Source organism: Allobosea sp. NPDC055594, assembly GCF_053618995.1.
The window spans coordinates 234,660-256,137 of record NZ_JBSHIO010000001.1; the positions used below are offsets into that span (position 1 = coordinate 234,660).

At 67.5% G+C, this 21,478-nt stretch carries 18 protein-coding genes; 11 read left to right on the top strand and 7 right to left on the bottom strand.

Annotated elements, in window-relative coordinates; all coding sequences use genetic code 11:
- Nucleotides 1–111: 111 nt before the first annotated feature.
- Complete coding sequence (locus ACWGRX_RS01100; RefSeq protein WP_291639672.1) at nt 112–783, bottom strand: alpha/beta hydrolase; 672 nt, start codon at nt 781–783, stop codon at nt 112–114.
- Nucleotides 784–1,073: 290 nt separating this feature from the next.
- Between ACWGRX_RS01100 and ACWGRX_RS01105 the strand changes: the two genes are divergently transcribed.
- From ACWGRX_RS01105 to ACWGRX_RS01135, 7 genes are all read left to right on the top strand, one after another.
- Nucleotides 1,074–2,279, top strand: coding sequence for a cysteine desulfurase family protein (locus ACWGRX_RS01105; RefSeq protein WP_452116076.1), 1,206 nt, complete (start codon nt 1,074–1,076; stop codon nt 2,277–2,279).
- A gap of 78 nt (nt 2,280–2,357) precedes the next feature.
- A complete protein-coding gene (gene sufB, locus ACWGRX_RS01110) occupies nt 2,358–3,830 on the top strand; it encodes a Fe-S cluster assembly protein SufB (RefSeq protein ID WP_452116077.1) in 1,473 nt (490 codons plus the stop codon).
- Between the two features lie 109 nt (nt 3,831–3,939).
- Nucleotides 3,940–4,692, top strand: a complete 753-nt coding sequence (sufC, locus tag ACWGRX_RS01115) for a Fe-S cluster assembly ATPase SufC (protein WP_452116078.1) — start codon at nt 3,940–3,942, stop codon at nt 4,690–4,692.
- Nucleotides 4,692–6,041, top strand: coding sequence for a Fe-S cluster assembly protein SufD (gene sufD / locus ACWGRX_RS01120; protein ID WP_452116079.1), 1,350 nt, complete (start codon nt 4,692–4,694; stop codon nt 6,039–6,041). The genes sufC and sufD overlap by 1 nt, the downstream gene beginning before the upstream one ends.
- Complete coding sequence (locus ACWGRX_RS01125; protein WP_291645567.1) at nt 6,041–6,247, top strand: tautomerase family protein; 207 nt, start codon at nt 6,041–6,043, stop codon at nt 6,245–6,247. The genes sufD and ACWGRX_RS01125 overlap by 1 nt, the downstream gene beginning before the upstream one ends.
- Before the next feature lie 3 nt (nt 6,248–6,250).
- Nucleotides 6,251–7,489 (top strand): cysteine desulfurase, encoded by a 1,239-nt coding sequence (locus tag ACWGRX_RS01130; protein WP_452116080.1) that lies wholly within the window; start codon nt 6,251–6,253, stop codon nt 7,487–7,489.
- A 70-nt stretch (nt 7,490–7,559) separates the two neighbouring features.
- A complete protein-coding gene (locus ACWGRX_RS01135) occupies nt 7,560–7,898 on the top strand; it encodes an SUF system Fe-S cluster assembly protein (protein ID WP_291633100.1) in 339 nt (112 codons plus the stop codon).
- An 81-nt stretch (nt 7,899–7,979) separates the two neighbouring features.
- On the opposite strand, the gene ACWGRX_RS01140 is transcribed toward ACWGRX_RS01135, so the two are convergent.
- From ACWGRX_RS01140 to ACWGRX_RS01150, 3 genes are read right to left on the bottom strand one after another with little or no spacing between them, the layout of a single operon-like run.
- Complete coding sequence (locus ACWGRX_RS01140) at nt 7,980–9,767, bottom strand: SUMF1/EgtB/PvdO family nonheme iron enzyme (RefSeq protein ID WP_452116081.1); 1,788 nt, start codon at nt 9,765–9,767, stop codon at nt 7,980–7,982.
- Between the two features lie 49 nt (nt 9,768–9,816).
- Entirely contained in the window at nt 9,817–10,254 is a 438-nt protein-coding gene (locus ACWGRX_RS01145) for a DUF4399 domain-containing protein (protein ID WP_452116082.1), read from the bottom strand.
- 41 nt (nt 10,255–10,295) lie between these two features.
- Nucleotides 10,296–11,549 (bottom strand): DUF4399 domain-containing protein, encoded by a 1,254-nt coding sequence (locus tag ACWGRX_RS01150; protein WP_452116083.1) that lies wholly within the window; start codon nt 11,547–11,549, stop codon nt 10,296–10,298.
- 142 nt (nt 11,550–11,691) lie between these two features.
- Between ACWGRX_RS01150 and ACWGRX_RS01155 the strand changes: the two genes are divergently transcribed.
- The 4 genes from ACWGRX_RS01155 (at nt 11,692) to ACWGRX_RS01170 (ending at nt 17,866) form a co-directional block, all read left to right on the top strand.
- Entirely contained in the window at nt 11,692–13,230 is a 1,539-nt protein-coding gene (locus ACWGRX_RS01155) for a caspase family protein (protein WP_452116084.1), read from the top strand.
- A gap of 143 nt (nt 13,231–13,373) precedes the next feature.
- Nucleotides 13,374–14,516 carry an OmpA family protein gene (locus tag ACWGRX_RS01160; RefSeq protein WP_452116085.1) on the top strand — a complete coding sequence of 381 codons (1,143 nt, stop codon included), beginning with the start codon at nt 13,374–13,376 and terminating at the stop codon, nt 14,514–14,516.
- Between the two features lie 43 nt (nt 14,517–14,559).
- Entirely contained in the window at nt 14,560–16,107 is a 1,548-nt protein-coding gene (locus tag ACWGRX_RS01165) for a methyltransferase domain-containing protein (RefSeq protein WP_452116086.1), read from the top strand.
- A gap of 109 nt (nt 16,108–16,216) precedes the next feature.
- Complete coding sequence (locus tag ACWGRX_RS01170) at nt 16,217–17,866, top strand: transglycosylase SLT domain-containing protein (RefSeq protein WP_452116087.1); 1,650 nt, start codon at nt 16,217–16,219, stop codon at nt 17,864–17,866.
- An 85-nt stretch (nt 17,867–17,951) separates the two neighbouring features.
- Here ACWGRX_RS01170 and ACWGRX_RS01175 read toward each other — a convergent pair whose 3' ends face one another.
- From ACWGRX_RS01175 to tagF, 3 genes are read right to left on the bottom strand one after another with little or no spacing between them, the layout of a single operon-like run.
- Nucleotides 17,952–19,985, bottom strand: coding sequence for a serine/threonine-protein kinase (locus ACWGRX_RS01175; RefSeq protein WP_452116088.1), 2,034 nt, complete (start codon nt 19,983–19,985; stop codon nt 17,952–17,954).
- Nucleotides 19,982–20,776 (bottom strand): PP2C family protein-serine/threonine phosphatase, encoded by a 795-nt coding sequence (locus tag ACWGRX_RS01180; protein WP_452116089.1) that lies wholly within the window; start codon nt 20,774–20,776, stop codon nt 19,982–19,984. The genes ACWGRX_RS01175 and ACWGRX_RS01180 overlap by 4 nt, the downstream gene beginning before the upstream one ends.
- Nucleotides 20,773–21,477 carry a type VI secretion system-associated protein TagF gene (tagF, locus tag ACWGRX_RS01185; RefSeq protein WP_452116090.1) on the bottom strand — a complete coding sequence of 235 codons (705 nt, stop codon included), beginning with the start codon at nt 21,475–21,477 and terminating at the stop codon, nt 20,773–20,775. The genes ACWGRX_RS01180 and tagF overlap by 4 nt, the downstream gene beginning before the upstream one ends.
- Nucleotide 21,478: the final 1 nt, after the last annotated feature.

Genomic DNA, 21,478 nt, shown 5'->3' on the forward strand with positions numbered 1-21,478 from the left:
GGCTTGTCCCGGCCATCCACGTCTTTGCGCCACTGATCGAGCGCCGTGTTCAAGACGTGGATGCTCGCCGCAAGGGCGAGCATGGCGGTTCGGAGTCGTTCGGCGACAGACTCAGGCCTGTTCCTGCTCGGTCTTGAGGATCTCGGGCCCGACCTTGCGGTCGAGATAGGCACCGACCTGCTCCATCAGCTGATCGACGCGGCCGTCGAAGAAGTGGTTCGCGCCCTCGACCACGGCGTGCTCGATCTGGATGCCCTTCTGGGTCTTCACCTTCTCGATCACGGCCATCACCTCCTTGACCGGCGCGACGCGGTCTTCCGAGCCGTGCACGAACAGGCCCGAGGACGGGCAGGGGGCGAGGAAGGAGAAGTCGTAGCGGTTCGCCATCGCGGCAATCGACAGGAAGCCCTCGATCTCGGGGCGGCGCATCAGCAGCTGCATGCCGATCCAGGCACCGAAGGAGACGCCGGTGATCCAGCAGCTCTTCGCTTCGGGGTTCAGCGCCTGCATCCAGTCGAGTGCCGCGGCGGCGTCCGACAGCTCGCCGGCGCCGTGATCGAAGCTGCCCTGGCTGCGGCCGACGCCCCGGAAATTGAAGCGCAGGGCGGAAAAGCCGCGATTCACGAAGGTGTAGAACAGGTTGTAGACGATCTGGTTGTTCATCGTCCCGCCGAATTGCGGGTGCGGATGCAGGATGATGGCCAGCGGCGCACCGCGCTTTTTGGCGGGCTGATAGCGGCCTTCGATCCGACCGGCCGGTCCGTTGAAAATAACCTCGGGCATCGTGTTTCGCCTCTTGCTGGGCAGGGCGCGCGAGCGAGCGCGCAAAAGCGGCAGGAATGCCACCGATGCGCGCGCTCGCCCTTGACGGCCCCGCTGCTCGCGCCCTACATCAGGCGCTTAGAATGGTTCTAACAGCCGTGAACAGGACGGGAACACGCAGGCGGGTGAGCGCTTGCCGCTCCAGTCTGCGCGGCTCGGACGAGGCGCCTATAGCACGGCGCAGGGGTGTAATTTCAAGCATTTCGTGCCGCGCCGCATGGCGCTCGGCAGAACATGGAGAAAATTCGCCGGTGAACGCGACTATCCGCAGTTATCTCGACCACAACGCCACCACGCCGGTCCGTCCGGCGGTGGCGGAGGCGATGTTGCGGGCGCTGCAGATGACCGGCAATCCGTCCTCCATCCATGGCGAGGGGCGGATGGCACGGGCTGCGGTCGAGGCGGCGCGGGAACAGGTTGCCGCACTCTGCCGGGCCAGGCCGGCCAATGTCGTTTTCACCAGCGGCGGCACCGAGGCGAATGCGACGGTGCTGGCGCCCGGACTAAGCGATTGCAGCGGCGGTCGCGATTGCGTGCGCGCGCCTGTGACGCTGCTGCTCCATGGTGCGACCGAGCATCCTTGCGTGCGCGACGGTCACCGCTTCCCCGCCGCTGCCGCCGAGGCGATTCCGGTCGACGCCGACGGGTTGGCTGATCTCGCCTGGCTCGAGACGCGGCTGGCGCGCCATGCCGCGGAGCGACCGGGCGAGCGGGCGCTGGTTTCGCTGCAATTCGCCAATAACGAGACCGGGGTGCTCCAGCCGGTCGCCGAGGCCGCCGTGATCGCCAGACGCCATGGGGCGCTGATGCACAGCGACGCGGTCCAGGCCGCCGGCAAGATCGCGATCGACATCGAGGCGCTCGGCGTCGACATCCTGACGCTGTCGGCGCACAAGCTCGGTGGTCCGCAGGGTGTTGGCGCGATCGTCTTCCGCACCGGGGCGCTCGAACTCGCCGACAAGCCGCTGCGTGGCGGCGGGCAGGAACGCGGCTGGCGTGCCGGGACCGAGAACGTGCCCGGCATCGTCGGCTTTGGCGTTGCCGCGGCCGAGGCCGATGCCGCTCTGGCAAGCGAGGCCGTGCGGCTCGCGGGGCTGCGCGATGCGCTCGAGGCAGGGCTGGTGGAACTGGCGCCGGAGACGGTTGTGTTCGGTGCCAAGGTGGCCCGGCTTCCGGGGACGAGCGCCTTCGCCACGCCCGGACTCAAGGCGGAAACAGCGCTGATCGTGCTCGATCTCGCAGGCGTTGCACTGTCGTCCGGCTCTGCCTGCTCCTCGGGCAAGGTCAAGCGCTCGCATGTGTTGGCCGCCATGGGCGTAGACCCAGCCATGAGCGCCGGGGCCTTGCGCGCCTCGCTCGGATGGACCACCACCCGGACGGATATCGATCGATTGCTCGCGGCCTATGCGAGGGCGGTGGCCGCAATACCGAACCGGCGGGAGCAGGCGGCGGCCTGAGCCTTCCGGAAAGACGCATACGACCAACAAGACGAAGACCAAACCGGCGGGCCTTGAACCCGCGACAGGAGAGTAGAAATGGCAGCGGTCCAGGAGACCATCGACCAGGTCAAGTCGATCGACGTGACCGAATATAAGTACGGCTTCGTGACGGAACTCGAAGTCGACAAGCCCGCCAAGGGCCTGACCGAGGACACGGTCCGCTACATCTCGGCGCGCAAGAACGAGCCGGAATGGATGCTGGAATGGCGGCTCGACGCCTTCCGTCGCTGGAAGACCATGACCGAGCCGAACTGGTCGCGCGTGCAGTACCCGCCGATCGACTATCAGGACCTGTATTATTACGCCGCGCCGAAGACGGGTGCTTCGCCGAAGTCGCTCGACGAGGTCGATCCGGCGATCCTGGAGACCTATAAGAAGCTCGGCATCCCGCTCAGCGAGCAGGAGATCCTGGCCGGCGTCGCGCCGGAGAACCGAGTCGCGGTCGACGCGGTGTTCGATTCCGTCTCGGTCGTCACCACCTTCAAGGAGGAGCTGGCCAAGGCCGGCGTGATCTTCTGCTCGATCTCCGAGGCGATCCGCGAGCATCCCGAGCTGGTGAAGAAGTACCTCGCCACCGTGGTGCCGGTGACCGACAACTACTTCGCGACGCTGAACAGCGCCGTCTTCACCGACGGCTCCTTCGTCTACATCCCCAAGGGCGTGCGCTGCCCGATGGAGCTCTCGACCTATTTCCGCATCAACGAGCAGAACACCGGCCAGTTCGAGCGGACGCTGATCATCGCCGACGAGGGCGCCTATGTCAGCTATCTCGAAGGCTGCACGGCGCCGAAGCGCGACGAGAACCAGCTGCATGCGGCGGTGGTCGAGCTGATCGCGCTCGACGATGCCGAGATCAAGTACTCGACCGTGCAGAACTGGTATCCCGGCGATGCCGAGGGCAAGGGCGGCATCTACAACTTCGTGACCAAGCGCGGCGATTGCCGCGGCAAGAACTCGAAGATCTCGTGGACGCAGGTCGAGACCGGCTCGGCGATCACCTGGAAGTATCCGTCCTGCATCCTGCGCGGCGACGGCTCGCGCGGCGAGTTCTACTCGATCGCGGTCTCCACCGGGGCCCAGCAGGTCGATAGCGGCACCAAGATGCTGCATCTCGGCAAGAACACGACGTCGAAGATCATCGCCAAGGGCATCGCGGCCGGAAAATCCGACTCGACCTATCGTGGCATGGTCTCGGCCCATCGCAAGGCGACGAATGCGCGCAATTTCACGAACTGCGACTCGCTGCTGATCGGCGACCAGTGCGGCGCGCACACCATCCCCTATATCGAGGCCAAGACCGCGACCGCGATCTTCGAGCATGAGGCGACCACGTCGAAGATCGGCGAGGATCAGATGTTCTACTGCCAGCAGCGCGGCCTCTCGGAAGAGGAAGCGGTGGCGCTGATCGTCAACGGCTTCGTCAAGGAGGTGCTGCAGCAGCTCCCGATGGAGTTCGCCGTCGAAGCGCAGAAGCTGATCACGATTTCTCTCGAAGGCTCCGTGGGCTGAGGCCCGATCGTTTCCGAGATGCCTGGGGCAAGCCCGGGCATGACGCTGCGATGAAGCGCGCCATGGTCGGGCTAGACCCGACCATCTCCAGCAGAATGGAACTCTGAAAATGCTCGAAATTCGCAATCTGGTCGTCAAGATCGCCGACGAGGACAAGCAGATCCTCAACGGCCTCAACCTCACCGTGAACGCCGGCGAGGTCGCCGCCATCATGGGGCCGAACGGCTCCGGCAAGTCGACCCTGTCCTATGTCATCGCCGGCAAGGAGGACTATGAGGTTCTCGACGGCGAGATCCTGCTCAATGGCGAGAACCTGCTGGAGATGGAGGCCGATGCCCGCGCCGCCGCCGGCATTTTCCTCGCCTTCCAGTACCCGCTGGAAATCCCCGGCGTCGCCACCATGACCTTCCTGAAGGCGGCGATGAACGCGCAGCGCAAGGCGCGCGGCGAGGCCGAGCTGCTGACTCCGGACTTCATCAAGCAGGTCAACGCCGCAGCCGATGGCCTTGGCATCGCTCGCGATATGTTGCGCCGCCCGCTCAATGTCGGTTTCTCCGGCGGCGAGAAGAAGCGGATGGAGATCCTGCAGATGGCGCTGCTGGCCCCGTCCATGTGCATCCTCGACGAGACCGATTCCGGCCTCGACATCGACGCGCTGAGGATCGTCGCCGACGGCGTCAACGCGCTGCGCGCCAAGAATCGCGGCTTCCTGGTCATCACCCACTATCAGCGCCTGCTCGACCATATCGTGCCCGACACGGTGCATGTGATGTCGAATGGCAGGATCGTGCGGACCGGCGGCAAGGAGCTGGCGCTCGAGCTCGAGAAGAGTGGCTATGCGTCCTATGGTGAGGCCGCGTAATGGCGATCATCACCCCGCTCAAGACCGCGGCCGAGCAGCAGCTCGCCGAGCAGTTCGCCAATGTGAAGGCGGAGCTGCCGGGTGCCGGCCCCGTGCGCAAGCTGCGCGAGGAGGCTTTTGCCGGCTTCGAGGCCAAGGGCCTGCCGCATCGCCGGCTTGAATCCTGGCGCTACACCGATCTGCGCTCGCTCGTGCGCGAGGCGATGCCGTTGGCGCGCCGCTCCGAGCGTCCTCAGGCGGTGGCTGACCGGCTCGCGATCCAGACCATCCCCGGCCCGCGTCTGGTCAGCATCGACGGCATCTTCAGCCCGGCCGATTCCGACCTCGACACGCTGCCCGAGGGCGTCACCGTCCGCAGCCTCGCCGAGGCCCTGACGGAGGCGCCGGAGGCGATGGCCGCAGCGCTGGCGCTGCCGGAGGTGGCGCGCGACGACAGCGCCCTGATGCTCAACGCCGCTTTCGCACGGGACGGCATGGTCATCGAGATCGCGCCTGGCGTGGAGCTCGCGCGGCCGATCCTGCTGCTCGGGATCAATTCCGGTGCAAAGGAAACCGCGCAGTACTCCCGCGTGCTGGTCACGGTCGGCGCCGGGGCGAAGGCTACGGTCGTCGAGCAATGCGAGAGCGTCGGCCCGGCCCCGAACCAGGTCAACAGCGCGCTGTCCTTCGTGGTCGGCGACAAGGCCGAGGTCGAACATGTCCGCCTCGTCACGCGCCAGCGGCCGGAGACGGTGCTGGTGCAGTCGCTGCTGGCGGAGGTCGGCGCGCATGCCAGCTTCGCTTCGGTCGCGCTCGCGACCTGCTGCGGCGTGCTGCGCCAGCAGAGCTTCGTGCGCTATGCCGGTGAGCACAGCCGGGCGGCGCTGCGCGGCATCAACCTGCTGCGCAAGCAGGAGCACTCTGACGTCACGCTGGTGATGGACCATGCGGCCGCCCATGGCGAAAGCCGCGAGCTGTTTAAGAACATCATCGAGGGCGAGGCCACCGGCGTCTTCCAGGGCAAGGTCATCGTCCGCCCGCATTCGCAGAAGACCGATGGCGGCATGAAGAGCAATGCGCTGCTGCTCAATGACGGCGCGACGATGTTCAACAAGCCCGAGCTCGAGATCTTCGCCGACGACGTGGTTTGCGGCCATGGCGCGACGGTCGCGCAGATGGACGGCGAGCAGCTCTTCTACCTGATGGCGCGCGGCCTGCCGCGGCCGCAGGCCGAGGCGCTGGTGCTCGCTGCCTTCGCCGGCGAGGTCACCGAGTTCGTCAGCGACGAGGCGGTGCGCGAGATCGTCATGCGCGAGATCGACCGCTGGCTCTCGCAGCGCGAGGCGGCACCGAAGCTGGAGACGGTCTGATGCCTTACGTCAACCTGCAGATCACCAAGGGCGCGAGCCGCGAGCAGAAGGCCGAGATCGTCAAGGAGTTCACGCAGACTCTTGTGCGCGTGCTCGGCAAGAACCCGCAGAACACCCATATCGTGATTCAGGAGATCGAGCGCGATGATTGGGGACATGCCGGCATGCTGGTGGCCGATCGGCAGCCCGAGCCCGGAAAGGCCTGAGCCATGAACGCGATCGCGAAGCCCTACGACGTCGAGGCGATCCGCAAGGATTTCGCGATCCTTTCGCGCGAGGTCTATGGCAAGAAGCTGGTCTATCTCGACAATGCCGCCTCGGCACAAAAGCCCGAGGCGGTGATCGAGGCGATGACCAGGCTGATGCGCGAGGATTATGCCAACGTCCATCGCGGCCTGCATTACCTCGCCAATGCCTCGACCGAGGCCTTCGAGGCGGCGCGTGAAAGCGCCCGGCGCTTCCTCAACGCCGCCCATCTCGAGGAGATCGTGTTCACGCGCTCCTCGACCGGGGCGCTGAACGCGATCGCGTCCTCGCTCGGCCAGCATCTCAAGATCCAGGAAGGCGACGAGATCATCCTCTCGATCCTGGAGCATCATTCCAACATCGTGCCCTGGCATTACTGGCGTGAGCGCCATGGCGCCGTGATCAAATGGGCGCCAGTCGACGAGGATGGCAATTTCCTCGTCGAGGAGTTCGAGAAGCTGATCTCGCCGCGCACCAAGGTGGTGGCGCTGACGCATATGTCGAATGCGATCGGCACTATCGTGCCGATCGCCGAGATCGCCAAGATCTGCCAGAGCTACCGGATCCCGCTGGTCGTCGACGGCAGCCAGAGCGCCGTGCATATGCCGGTCGACGTGCAGGCTCTGGGCTGCGACTTCTACGCCTTCACCGGCCACAAGACCTATGGGCCGACTGGTTCGGGCGTGCTCTGGGGCAAGCGGGAATGGCTCGCCAAGCTGCCGCCCTATGAGGGCGGCGGCGAGATGATCGCCACCGTCAGCGAGGACGCGATCACCTATAATGATCCGCCGCATCGCTTCGAAGCGGGCACGCCCGCGATCGTCGAAGCCGTCGGTCTCGGTGCCGCGCTCGACTACATGATGGCGCTCGGTCGCGAGAACATCGCCGCGCACGAGGCGAGACTGCACGACTATGCCATGCAGCGGCTCGGAGAGATGAATTCGGTCCGTATTTTCGGCAAGGCCCGGGAGAAGGGCGCGATCATCGCCTTCGAGATGAAGGGCGCCCATGCGCATGACGTCGCCACGGTGATCGACCGGGCCGGCGTCGCCGTCAGGGCGGGGACCCATTGCGCGATGCCGCTGCTCGCCCGATATGGGGTGACATCGACCTGCCGTGCGTCGTTCGGCCTCTACAACACGCTCGAAGAAGTCGATAAGCTGGTCGAGGCCCTGCGCAAGGCGGAAGATTTGTTCGCCTGAACCGCCGATTGCCTGAATTGGAAGCGCCATGAGCGACACTGCCGAGCAAATCAAGCCGAACGCGCCGACGATGGGCGCCAGCACCGGCCTGCCGCCGGAAGAGATCGACCGGCTGACCGACGATATCGTCGCAGCCCTGAAGACGGTCTACGATCCGGAAATCCCGTCCGACATTTACGAGCTCGGGCTGATCTATCGCGTCGACATCGCCGATGATCGCCAGGTCACCATCGACATGACGCTGACGGCTCCGGGTTGCCCGGTCGCCGGCGAGATGCCGGGCTGGGTCGAGAACGCGGTCGGTGCCGTGCCCGGCGTCGCCTCGGTCACGGTCAACATGACCTTCGATCCGCCCTGGGATCAGTCGCGCATGTCGGACGAGGCACGCGTCGCGCTCGATATGTGGTGAAGCCGGGCTTCGGCTCGGGACACGAAGAAGGCCGCTGCCGATGCGGCGGTCTTCCTCGTTTCCGGCCGGGACGCAGATGTGTCAGGGCTCGCGGACGACGCGGAATCCATTGGTATAGAAGCGCACATCGCTTTCGTATTTGAAGCGCGCGGCCGAGCGCAGATAGCGCGGATCATTGTTGAACGAGCCGCCGCGCAGCACCCGTTCGCGGCAGCCCGGCGGCGAGTAGGCGCTGCCGTCGCGCGGCGAGGAGCGGTAGCTCTCGCTCCAGCAATCGGCCACCCATTCGGCGGCGTTGCCGGCCATGTCGTAGAGGCCGAAGCCGTTGGGCGGGAACTGGCCGACCTCGATCGCCTGGCGGCGCGGCTGGGCGTTGCAGCCGACGCAATTGGCCTTTTCCTTGTCGATCGTGTTGCCCCAGGGATAGCTGGTGGTGGTGCCGGCACGGGCGGCGTATTCCCACTCGGCCTCGGTCGGCAGGCGGTATTTCCGCCCGGTCTTCAGCGAGAGCCAGACGACATAGGCGCCGGCATCATTCCAGTGGATGTCGGTGACCGGCCGTCGGCCGCGCCCGAGATTACGGTCGCTCGGGCGGTGGCTGCAGCCGCCCTCGGCGACGCAGGCGTCCCATTCCGCGAACGTCACTTCGCGGGTGCCGATATAGAAGGGACGGCCGATCGCGACCGAGCGCACCGGCTTCTCGAACTCGAACATCTCGTTTGAGCCCATTTCGAAGGTGCCGGCCGGGATCAGAGTCAGTTCCGGGCAATCCTCGCAATCGCGCAGGGGCCTGGCGGGTGCCGGCGTCGCGCCAGGCCGGGCTTGCGTGGCGCTCGCCATCTGGGCGGGAGCCGGGCTGGCGGGCCGCGCCTGGCCGCGAGTGCGGTAGAATTCCTCCCGCGTCCGGGCGAGGCTGGCGAAGCGGCCATTCGGGTAGGCGTCGAGATAGGCGCGGTACTCGGCCGGGTTCTCGCTGTTGCGGATGGTTTCCCAGAAAGAGAGCTCATAGGGGCCGAGCTGGTCGGATTGCGGGCCGGGCGGCGGCGGCGCCATGATGACGCCGCGGGTCGCCTGGGCGATGGCGGCCGGCTTGCCGTTCGGCGTCACGATCAGCCCGACCGCAGGCGGCGACGAGATCCAGACCTGCTGCTTGCGCCGGGTGGCGCGGGCAACCGCATCGCGGGTGCGGGTCAGCGCAGCAGCCATGTCGAGTCCGGGCGTGCGGATCGCCTTGAGCCATTCCGCAATCGCAGGGTCGGTGCGGCCGGGCGTCTCGGCCTGGGTGCGCCCCGGTGTGACCGGCGCCATCACGGCGATGTTCTCCAGCGGCTCTATCGGCGCCAGGCCCTTGCGATTGCCGAGGGCCGCCTGCCAGGGATTCTCGCGGGCGGCGTCGAGGACGACCACAGCGCTCGCCGGCCGGCTGACGATCAGCGCGTCGAGCAGACCGTCGAAATCGGAGGCATCGCGACCGAGATCGCCCGGCGAGCGAATGTTGGCGTCGACCGCGGCGAGGAAGTTGCGGCCGCGGTGCTGGACGGCATGCCCGGCATAGAAGACCACGACATGGGCGCCGCGGGTCAGTTTCTCCCGGAAGGCGGCCAACGCCCGCTCCAGCCCGGCCCGATCGGCGTTCTCGACCATGGTGACGTCGAAATCGCCCTGCCGCAGCGCCTCGGCGACGGCGCGGGAATCCGTGACGGGATTGGCCAGGGGCGCTTCGCGATAGGCGGCGTTACCGATGACCAGCGCCAGCCGGGCCGGGGTCGCTCCGGCTTGAGCGAGGGCCGGCGGGGAAAGCCACCATGTCTGAGCCAGCCAGGCGGCCAATGCCAGAAGCAGGGGAGTGAGCCGGCGGTACCAGGACATGCGGTTCAGCACTCCGACAGGCCGCCCGCGCCGTCACGGGCGCGAAGCTTCAGCGAACATAGACTGTGATCTTCTGAGACATTACCGGCGGCCGATGCGGCATGTGCAGATGGTCGCCGAGCAGCAATTGCAGCGTATGCGTGCCCTTGGGCAGGGTGACGACGACCTCGGTCTGGCCATTTCCGAGATGGATGTGGTTGTAGTCGGCCGGGATGGGCTGGTCCGCAGGCGGTGGCTCAACATCGATCAGCAGATGGTGATGACCGGTCAGGGGCTTGTCGATGCCAGCCGGCGCGATGCCCATTTCCTTCAGCCCCATCCGCACCGTGAAGCGCTCCGGCACGCGCAGGCCGTCGAGTGGATAATGGAAGTAGAGCAGCGCACCGCGCGGCGATGGCTGGCGTTGCGCCGTCTGCGCCGACGGGCTGCTGGCCGCGAGCAGCGGGCAGAGCAGGGCAAGGCCGAACAGTGCGGACAGCCGCCACATGCGAAAGGTGGCATCAGGGCCGGCGGTGCAGACAGGCGCCCTCATCGACGCGCACTCCGCTTCCGGGGATTGCCGACGAAGACCTCGATCCGCTCGGATAGGACCGGCGGATCGTGCGGCACGTGCTGATCGTCGCCGAGGATGAGCTGCAGGCTGTGCCGGCCGGGTGGCAAGGTGACCTTCCGCTCGGTCTGGCCGTTGCCGAAGTGGAGATGATTGAGATCGCTGGGGATGGCGACGTCGAGCGGCGGCGTCGGTACGTCGATCAGCAAATGGTGATGGCCGGTATTGGGCTTGGCGACACCGGCCGGAGCCACGCCCATATTGCGCAACCCGAAGCGGATGGTCGAGGTCGCGTAGATCGTCGCGCCATTGCGCGGGTAGATGAAGTAGACCGCGGCGTCGTTCGGAGCGGGCGTGCGCCCGGGCTTGCCCGGTGCAGCCTGTGCAGCGGAGAGAGGCTGTGCCGCCGCGGTCGCTTCGACACGCACCCGGATCTTTTGCGACATCACCGGCGGATCGTGCGGGACGTGCTCGTGGTCGGCGAAGAGGAGCTGCAGCGTGTGCTCGCCCGGCGATAGGCTGAGTTCGGTCTCGGTCTGGCCGCGGCCGAAATGCAGATGGTTGAAGTCGCTCGGTATCTCGCGGTCGAGCGACGGCAGCTCGGTGTCGACCAGGAGATGGTGGTGGCCGGCATTGTCCTGCTTCGTGCCGGCCGGCGCGAGCGCGATGTTCTCGCTGCCGAAGCGCACGATGGAGCGGGCCGGGATCGTCGCGCCATCCTGCAGGCCGACGAAGAACACCCGGGCGTTCGGCGCCGCGGCGGTGCGCGGTTTTTCCAGCGGCGCGGCCTCGACCTCGACGGTGATCTTCTCGGACATCACCGGTGGATCATGAGGCACGTGATCGTGATCGGCGAAGAGCAGCTGCAAGCTGTGGCGGCCGGGCGAAAGCAGGATCTCCGCTTCGGTCTGGCCGCCGCCGAAATGCAGATGGTTGAAATCGCTCGGGATCGGCTGGCCAAGCGGCGGCAGCTCCGTGTCGATCAGCAGGTGATGATGGCCGGCGTTGCGGCGCGGGCTGCCGGCGGGGGCGATCTCCATGCCGGTGACGGAAAAACGCACCAGGAGCTTGGCGGGAACCTTGGCCTTGTCGCGCAGATCGATGAAGGAAACCCTGGCCGCCGCCGGCGCAGGGCTGCGCGGCCGTGCTCGTTCCTGCGCCATGGCCGAACTCGCCAGCGCGGCGAGAACCGCTGAAATGCCGACAACAAGCCTGAGCCGAATACCCTGCATCGGCGCTCTTCCCGAGGGCGCGGCATGGAGGAAAAAGGCTATCAGGCCCCAGTCGCAGGGGCAAGCAGAGTGCGGGTGGCGACAAGGGGCAGGTCTGGATTTTTGACGCGTCTTTCTTTAGGTTGACGCAGGGAATGGTGCCATGAACATCGCGTTCAAGCTCTGTGCATTGGCCGCTCTTCTATTGCAGACGTTGGCCTTGCCAGCGCTGGCACAGGATCGCCGCGTCGCGCTGGTGATCGGCAACTCGACCTATAAGAACGCACCCGCTTTGCCGAACACGGTCAATGATGCGCGCGATACCGCCGAGGCCCTGCGCAAGCTCGGCTTCGAGGTCGTCGACGGGCTCGACCTCGACAAGCGCGGCATGGACCAGGCGCTGGCCCGCTTCGCCCGGCTGGCCCAGGATGCCGATGCGGTGATGTTCTACTATGCCGGCCACGGCTTCCAGTTTAACGGCGAGAACTTCCTGGTTCCGCTCGAGGCCAGGATCGATGACGAGGTCTCGGTCCAGTACGAGACGCTCAAGCTCAGCGAGGTGATCACTGCGCTCGGCTTCGCCAAGGGCGTCAAGATCATGGTGCTCGACGCCTGCCGCAACAATCCCTTCGTCGCTCAGCTCTCGAAGAAGCAGGCGACGCGCGGCTTTTCGGTCGGCTCGGGCCTCGCGCCGATCGCGCGGGCGCAAGGCATGGTCACGGCCTATGCGACGCAGGCCAATGACGTCGCGGCCGATGGGGCCGGACGCAACAGCCCGTTCACGGCGGCGCTGGTCCAGGAGATGAGGCAGCCGGGACTCGAGATTGCCACCATGTTCCGCCGGGTCCAGAAGGCGGTCTATGACGCGACCGGCGGCAGGCAGACGCCCGAATTGTCGCTCTCACTGCTCGGCGACTTCTACCTGAACCGGGAGGAGACCGACGCCGATATCTGGAAGCGGCTGCGCAGCAGCGACAATGCCGCCGAGATCAAGGCCTTCATTCAGCGCTTCCCCGCGAGCTTCTTCGCGGTCGACGCAAAGACGAGGCTCGATCTGCTCGAACGTCGCAATTTCGCGACGAGCGAGCGCGCGAAACTGGAGAGCGAATTCGCGGCGCGCGAGAAGGCGTTGCTGGAACGGGTCCAGCAGGCCGAGAAGAGCCGGCAGCAGGCCGCCACCGATCTCGCCGGCCGCGACGCGGGCAAGACCGATGCCGAGCGCTCGCTGCCGCGGCCGGCCGATAGGCCGACGCAGGCGCCGGCCTCCGCGAGCGTGCCGGCGGCAAAGCCTTCAGATGCAGGCGAGCGCGAGCGGCTCGCCAAGGAGCTCGCCAGGCGCGAGCAGGAACTCGCTTCGCTCGAGGCCGAGAAGGCCAGGCTGTCCCAGGAGCGCCAGGACCGCGAAAAGGCGGTCGCGGCACGGATCAGCGCCGGTGCTGCCGTCAAGGAGCTGCCGGTGCCCGAGAAGCCGCTCTTGCCGAGCGCTCGCCCGACCCAGCAGGAGGCGCGACCGGTGCCGCCGCAGGAGCGCACGGTCCTCGACCGCAGGTCGATGGATGTCCTGCTCGGCGGCGGCGAGCCTCCAGCTCCGGCACGCGCCAGCAAGAACCGGCGGCCGAGCGGCGCGCGTGACTGTACCGAGGATTTGATGCGGGCCCAGCTCGGCGATGGCGGCGGCAATGCGCTGAAGGGCTGCCGCTGAGCTGAGGCCCGCGACGCCCGCGGAGCGGTGATGGTGGAGCAAGCTGGATGAGCGCAGCCCCGGTGCCGGCGTCGGCTTATGGCGCAACGAGACGAACTGCCCTGGCGGGGTGCGGGCTCCTTGCCTTGCTCGGCGCCACAGTCATGGCCGTTGCCCAGGCACCCGCGCCAGTATCGCCTCCGCCCGCTGCGGCCGCGCCTGCACCGATCCCGTTCGCCGAAGCTCTGCAGCGGGCGGCTGCCGATCTGTTCGCCAAGGCCGATCTCTCCGGCGAGCGGGTCGATCTGGTGATCGACCCCTTGATCGACGGTATTTCCGGGGCGCAGTCGACCTCGACGCGTTCCATGCAGCAGACGCTTTCCGATATCGTCGGGGCATCCTATACACGCTTTCGCCTGCAGCCATTCACGACGGAGAGCCTGGCGCGCGAGCCGGTCGTCCTGATCGGGACCTTCACGGCAGTGAACAATGCCGGTGATGCCAAGGGCGCGCGCGATGCCTATCGGATCTGCCTGACGCTTGCCGATCTGAAGTCGAAGCGCGTCGTCTCGAAGGGCGTCGCCCGGGCGCGCCCCGAGGGCGTCGACGTGACGCCGACGACCTATTACCGCGACGCGCCGCTCTGGGCGAAGGACCCGGCGACCGAGGCCTATATCAAGGTCTGCCAGGGCACCAAGCTCGGCGAGCCGATCGACCCGGTCTATCTCGAGCGCCTGAGCGCCGCCGCTCTGATCAATGACGGCATCCTCGAATACGAGGCCAGGCGCTATCGCGAGGCGCTGGCCTTCTACCGTACGGCGCGGATGCTGCCGGGTGGCGACCAGCATCGCGTGCGGGTCGGCGCCTATCTCGCCGCCAGCAAGCTCGGGCGCAGCGAGGACGCGGTCGACGCCTTCGGCGACCTCGTCGATAGCGGCCTCGCCAGCAACCAGCTCATGGTTAAGCTGCTGTTCCAGCCGGGCTCGACGCAGTTCATCGCCAATCCGCAGATCACCGAACCCTATCCGATGTGGCTGAGCCAGATCGCGACGCGCGCCAGGCAGAAGGATGCCTGCCTCGAGATCGTCGGACACACCTCGCGTACCGGCACACAGCATCTCAACGAGCGGCTTTCGGTGCTGCGGGCGCAATATGTGATGGAGCTGCTCCAGGCGGGCGTTCCGGACAGCCGCAACCGCATGATCGCCACCGGAAAGGGCTTCAACGAGAACCTGATCGGGACCGGCAAGGACGATGCCAGCGACGCGCTCGACCGCAGGGTCGAGTTCAAGGTGATCGGCTGCTGAGCGTGACCAGGCGGGAGGCGAGCGTGGCGGATGGATTGCCTTGATGAGCGCGAGCAAGTCCAATCCCTATGACGCCGTCGCCTATCCCGGCCATGCCTTCTCGCAGACCCATCCCGGGCATCTGGCGACGATCGCGCATTTCCACGGCATGAGCCCGGCACCGACCGCGGCGATGCGCGTGCTGGAACTCGGCTGCGGTAGCGGCGGCAACCTGATCCCGATGGCGCTGCAATCGCCGGGCGCCAGCTTCATCGGCATCGACCTCAGCGCCAGCGCCATCGCGCGAGCCAAGGCCGAAGCTGACGAGCTCGGGCTGCGCAACATCGCGTTCCACCATCTCGACATCATGGCGGCGGATGCCGGGCTCGGCAGCTTCGACTATATCCTGGTCCACGGTGTCTATTCCTGGGTGCCGCCTTTCGTGCGCGAGCGCATCCTGACGCTGTTCGGCGAACTGCTGCGGCCGCAGGGCATTGCCTATGTCAGCTACAATGCCCTGCCGGGCTGTCGGCTGCGCGATCTCGCCCGAGACGTCATGCTCTACGAGACCCGCGACATCGAGGAGCCGCTGGAACGGGTCAGGGTGGCTCGGGCCGCGATCAAGCGCTTCGCCGAGGCGACCGACCCTGGCTCATTCTACGGCGCCGCCTTGCGCGAGCGCCTGCAACAGATCGACGGGATTCCGGACAACGTCCTCTATCATGACGATCTCAATCCCGGGGCGCGGGCGTTCGCCCTGCACGAGGTGCTGGACGCCGCGGCACCGCATGGGCTGCAATTCCTCGCCGAGGCCTCGTTCCCCAATAATTTCGGCGGGGCGCAGGGGCCGGCCCAGCAGATCCTGAACGCGATCCCGGTCGACGAGCCGCTGCGCCAGGAGCAATCGCTCGACCTTCTGATCGGGCGCTGCTTCCGCCAGACGCTGCTTTGTCGCTCGGATATCGTGCTCCGGCGCGGCTTCTCGTGCTTTACGCTCGCCCCTTATCATCTCGCCGCGAATGTCCGCGAGGCCGAGGAACAGGACGACAGGCCCGGCGTCGGCGGGTTCCTGTTCGGTAGCGACGTTCGGCTTACCGTCGACCTCGAAAGCGCAAAGGCGGCCTTGCGGGTGCTCGGCCAGGCCTGGCCCGGCAGCATCGGCCATGCCGAGCTCGTCGCGAGCGCTCTGGACGAAGCCAGGGACAGCCTCGGTCCCGATATCGGGTGCGAGACCAGCCGGCTCAACGAGGCGCTGACGGCGATCTACCGCGCCGGCCTGCTGGAGATCAGCCTGGAGCCGCACCGGCTCATCACGGCCGTCGGCGAGCGTCCGGTGGCGAGCCTGCTGGCACGGCGGCAGGCGCTGGCCGGAAATGAGGTCACCGATCTGCGCCACCGCGCTGTTGCGCTGGATGGCGTCGTGGTGCGCAAATTCGTCAGTCTGCTCGACGGCACGCGGACGGCGCCGATGCTGCTGGCCGAGATGAACGCCTTCCTGGCCGAGGCGCATGCTGCGGGGCGTGACGCCGCGGACCTCCCCCGGCGCGCGACGGCGGAGGAGGTCGAAATGCATCTGCGCGACGTCGCCCGGCTCGGCCTGCTGGCGGGCTGACATTGTCGCTGGCCCGTTCCACGCGTATCCTTCTGTGTCGTCCGAGCAGAGGGCAGCTGTCGGGCCGCAGGCTCGCGGGCGCGGCCGATATCGCCGGCGGTAGCGAGGCATGAGCCAGCGCTTCAAGCAGTTCCAGGCCGCGTTCCGGGAGGATGCCTGCCTCGAGGCGATGATGCAGGCGAGCCGGGGCGGCATCAATATCGCCTGTCCCGCCTGCGGCCGGGTTTCCGCCTTCGTGCCGCGACTCAAGCTGCGCGCCTATGCCTGCGGGCACTGCAATTTCCTGGTCTCGCCCTGTGCCGGGACGCCGCTGGAGAGCCGTAGGACCTCGCTGCAGCTCTGGTTCTTCGCGATAAGGCTGCTGGCGGAGCAGGGGCCCAAGGCGGCGGCGACGCTGGAACGCGAGGCGGGTATCTCGAACGAGCAAGCCCGCCGGATGGTCGGAGAGCTCGAAGCCGCCGCCAAGGACGGGGCCGGCTGGTTCACGGCCGCCCGCAAGGCAGTGGCGGGTGGCGCCGGCCTGGTCCCGGCGCCGGGCATTGCGGGCACCGCGCGGAGTGCCTTGCCGCGCAAAGCGTCGCAGGGCGCGGCGATTTCGGCGGATGGCGCAGGCCGGACCCGGCAGCTGGCGCTGGCGGGCGCGGGGAGCGTCGTCGTGGCGGTGATGGCGGGCGTGGCGGTTGCGACGCTGACACCAGCTCCAGCGCCGCTTCCCGATCCCGATTTCGCGCCCGCCGAGACGGTAGACGCGCCTTCGCTGCAGGCGCCGATGCGCCCCTCGCTGATCCTGTCCTCGGTCGAGGGCGATCTCGAAGCAGCGCGGCAGGCGACGCAGTTCGCGCTCAACAACGATCCCTCGCTGGCGGCTCTGACCGAACGCACGGCGGATGAGGCGTCCAGCGCTCAGCCGCAGGCGTCAGCCCTGCCGCTGCCGGTACTGCCGCCTTCGAACATCCTGCTGGTGCCGCCGAAACTGCCGGCGAAGCCCGGTGCCGTGTCGGCTCCGACAGCCTTGCCGCGCCAGCAATTGCCGCGAGCGCCGATCACCATTGGCGGCGATCCCGACCAGATCCTGACCTTCGGGCCGATTCGCATCCGTCGGCATCTGGTCGACATCATCGTGCGGGCGGGGCGGGTCGTCGGGGCGGACCCGACCCTGCTGATGGCGGTCGCCGACAAGGAATCCTCGTTCTCGACCACGGTCCAGGCGAAGACCTCCTCGGCGACCGGGCTCTACCAGTTCATCGAGCAGACCTGGCTCGGCGTCGTCTTCGAGTTCGGCCGCAAGCACGGCATGGTAGCCGAGGCTGCGCTGGTCACGCGCAATGGCCGGCAATTCGTGGTCGCCGACGCCAATGAGCGCCAGCGCATCCTCGATCTCAGGCGCGAGCCCTATCTCTCGGCCCTGCTCGCCGCCGAGATGCTGAAGCGTGATACGCTGCGACTGGAGAAGGCTATGAGGCGCCACCTCACCGGCGGCGAAATCTACCTGATCCACTTCCTCGGTCCGGATGCGGCGCAGACCTTCATCGAGACCATGGAGGAGACGCCCGGCGCCAGCGCGGCCGAGTTGCTGCCGCGTCCGGCGCAGGCCAACCGGCCGATCTTCTATGCCGAGGCCGGTGGCGAGACCAAGACGCTCTCGGTCTCGGAGGTGCACAAGAAGTTCAACGAGATGATCAAGGTGCGCCTCGACCGCTACAAGGTGGTGCGCGGCGGCGCCGCCCCGCCGATTCCGGCGCGGGGCCCATCACGCTAGGAACCGGCCCCGGCCGACCGGCCCGCGGAACCAGGGTTCCGGTCGTCGTCGCGGATCGCAGTGCCCGGGATCGATGCGCCTGCGTTCACTCGATCCTGAAATATTTGATACCGACGCCGATCCTGCCGCCGAGGCGCGAAACATCTTGCCGCAAGCTCGGGAAAACGTCACCGGCCGGCGCTGGATTGGGTCCAGCGAGCGAAGGCAGCGGCGTCTGGCTGACAAGGGCGATGACGGCTTGCGGACGGACCGGAGCGCCTGAGGCAGCCGTCGATTCGAGCTTGAGGGTGAAGCTCGCTTTGCCGCCCTCGCGGCGCGTGAAGCTGGCGAGGTTGTAGACAAGTCCGTCATCGCCGACGAGCAGGACAGCGAGGTTCTGCTTTGGATCGCTCTCGACCGTGCCGCTCAGCGTGTCGCCGCTCTTCATGGTGAAGGCGCCGATCTGCATGACAGGGCTGCGATCTATGCCGCGCCCGAGCTGACGCAGGAAATCGACCATCGGACATTGCGCCGTGGTGATCGACCGGAGGCTGATCTGCGCCTCGAAGCCCTGCGCCCGCTTGAAGGCGCCATCGAAGGCGATGAAGGGCGGCGCGGAGCTGCCGAAGCCCTCGATCGCGGCGCGCCTGTCGCCGACCGAGGTCGGCCAGAGGAAGAAGCAGGCGCCGCCATCGTAAGTCGCGATATAGCGCTCGATGCGTTCCGCCGGCGTGCGCGGCTCGCGTTCTGCCGGGGGCTGGTCGACCATATTGGTCGCCGTCTTGTTCTCCGCGGCCGGCGGGGTGACGGCAGGGGGGACGGTGAGCGGAGGAATGGCGACCGGCGGCAACTGGGCCGGAGGCGGGACCTGGATCTGGGCTGCCGGTGGCGGGCCTAGAGTCGGCGGAGCTTCCGCTCGCGCCGTAGTTTGAGACGGTGCCGTGGGCGCCGGGTTGGAGGCGGGGGCTGGCGGGCGCTGCGAGGGCGGTTGCTGCGGCTGCAGGCGCTCGGAGGCGAAGCTGCCGGCTGGCGGTTGTGGGGACGCTGCCGTTTCGTTCGGGCGGGCCTGTTGCGGCTCCGGAGCCACGCCTTGCAGGCTTGGCACGGGCGGCGCATCGCTGCGGCCGGCGAGCACGGGCGGGTCGGGGGCGGTCGCCGGGCTGCCGCCCTGTCCGAGCTGCTGCCAAGCGAGGAAGCCGCCAACGGCGAGCACGATGAAGGCGGCCGCACCGGCGAGCGCCTTCCAGGCAAGGCCGCCGCCTCCGACACCGCCGGCGGCATTCCGCTGCCCCTTCAGCTGCCAGGAAGCGATTTCCGCCATGTCGGCGGGCCGATCCTTGGGGTCGGGCGCCAGCATGCGGGCCAACAGCGGGCGCAGGCTCTTGTCGACCGCGGCAAGGTCCGGCACGCGCCGACGCTTCTCCAGGATCTGCATCTGGGTGCCGCCCATGTCGAGGGGCCGGCCGCCAAGTGCCTCGGCGAGGACGAGGCCTAGGCTGTAGATGTCCGATCTGCCGGTGACCTCGCCGCCGAACAGGCCGAGCTGCTCGGGCGAGACATAGTTGTATTTGCCGGCGAAACCGGTGCCGATGACGGTCTTTTCGCCCAGCAGGCTGGACTTGGCGATGCCGAAATCTATGATCTTGGCGCGCGCGACCTGGCCGCCGGGCAGGATGATGTTGTCGGGCGAGACGTCGCGATGGGTGATCCCCAGCATATGCGCGGCATGCAGGCCGCTGGCGATGCGCCGGCGCAGCAGGTCGACCTCCTCCGGAGGCAGTGCTCCCTGCTTGAGCCGCTCCGACAGCGACTGCCCGTCGACGAACTCCATGGCGAGATAGGTCGCCTGCGTCGCGGGATCGACGGTGAAGACGTAATAGCGGACGATCGCCTCGTTGTAGACATTGTGCAGCGCCGCCGCTTCCTTGCGGAATAGGGTGACGACCGCCTCGTCCTGCGCCATGTCGGGGCGGACCATCTTGATCGCCACCGCGTCGCCGGTCTGGATGGCGCGGCCCTTGTAGATCTCCCCCATGCCGCCGACCGCGATCAGGCGCTCGATCTCATAGATGCCGTTCAGCCGCGTGCCGACCGAAAGCCCGTTGCGCGGCATGATGATCGTGCGCTCGGAATCGGTCATGGGGCCTCGTTCTTCGGCTGACGCATGTTCGGCATCCAGCGCGTCTGTACGCGGCGATCCTGATGATAGCGGACAATCACGACGGTGACATTATCGGTCGCGCCGCGCTCCAGCGTCAGCGCGAGCAGTGCGTCGCAAGCGCCCTGGACATCAGCGCCGGATGCGGCGCGCAGGATCTCGTCATCCTCGACATGTCCGGTCAGGCCGTCGGAGCAGAGCACGAAGGTGTCGCCGCTTTCGAGCTCGCCATGGTCGATGTCGAGGGAGGGCAGATCGTGCACGCCGATGGCACGGGTGATCACATGCCGGCGCGGCCAGTTGCGCGCCTCCTCGGCGCTGAGCAGGCCGCGATCCATCATGTCCTGCGCCTCGGTATGGTCGCGCGAGATCTGGGTGATGTAGCCGTGGCGGACGAGGTAGATCCGGCTGTCACCCGACCAGAGGCAGGCGAAATGGCTGCCGTGAACCAGCAGAACGGCGAGGGTCGAGCCCATGGTCGCGCCCGCCTGTTCGTGGGCCCGGCGGCGCAGCTCGGCATTGGCGGCGAGCACGCTCCGTTCCAGCCGCGCCAGAAGGTCGGCGGCTGAGCTCGCGGCACCGATGCCGTCGAGCGCGGCGGCGACCGTCGCGCTCGCCATGGCGCCGTTCTCGTGTCCTCCCATGCCGTCGGCGACGGCCCAGAGCCCGAATTCGGGCCGCGTCACGAGATTGTCCTCGTTATGGCTGCGCACACGGCCGGGATGGCTGATCGCGCCGGTCTCGAAGGGAGGGGCTGGGCCGGCATGGTTCATGACGCTGCTCCCGCACCGAGAAAGGCGTCGAAGCGGCCGGTCAGCAGACCGCTGAACAGATAAGGGCTCGGCAGAGCCTGGCCGACCAAGGCAAGCGGCTCGAAGTTCTCGCCGCCGACGGTCCAGAGATAGCAGGCATGGGCATAGGAGCGCGTATGGTCCTCGACCCGCAGCGCCGCCAGCCGGGCCGGGAAGGTCGCCGGGTCGAGCGCGCTGACGATGGTGCCGTCGGACAGCCTGACCATGTCGGCCGGCGGGGCGGTCTTCAGCTCGTCGTTGGGAACCGGCAACTGGGCCAGCGCCTCGGCAACGGCTTCGAAGCTCGCTTCAGGCTCAAGCGCATTCAGCAGGAAATCCTCGGCGCGGCCGAACCAGGCATCCTGCGGGTCGGTCTCGGGCGGCGGGATCGCCGCGCCCGGACCCGCGACCGCGAAGACCGTGAGCGGGAAATAGCGGCCGATGCCGTCGACCGAGGGCATGAAGGCCCCGGCGACGGTGTTGCCGCCATAGGCCGAGCCGAGCCAGAAGCGCCAGATCGGCGCGTGCAGGAAGGCGTCCTGCCAACCGGCGCCGAGAGCGAGCCGGCTCGCGGTCAGCCCACCCTGGAGCCAGGGCTCGTAGACCGAGAGAAAGGCCGTGGGCACCCCCAGGGCGATGAAGTCGCGCTTGCCCGGCAGCTTTCCGAACAGCCCGCACGCCATG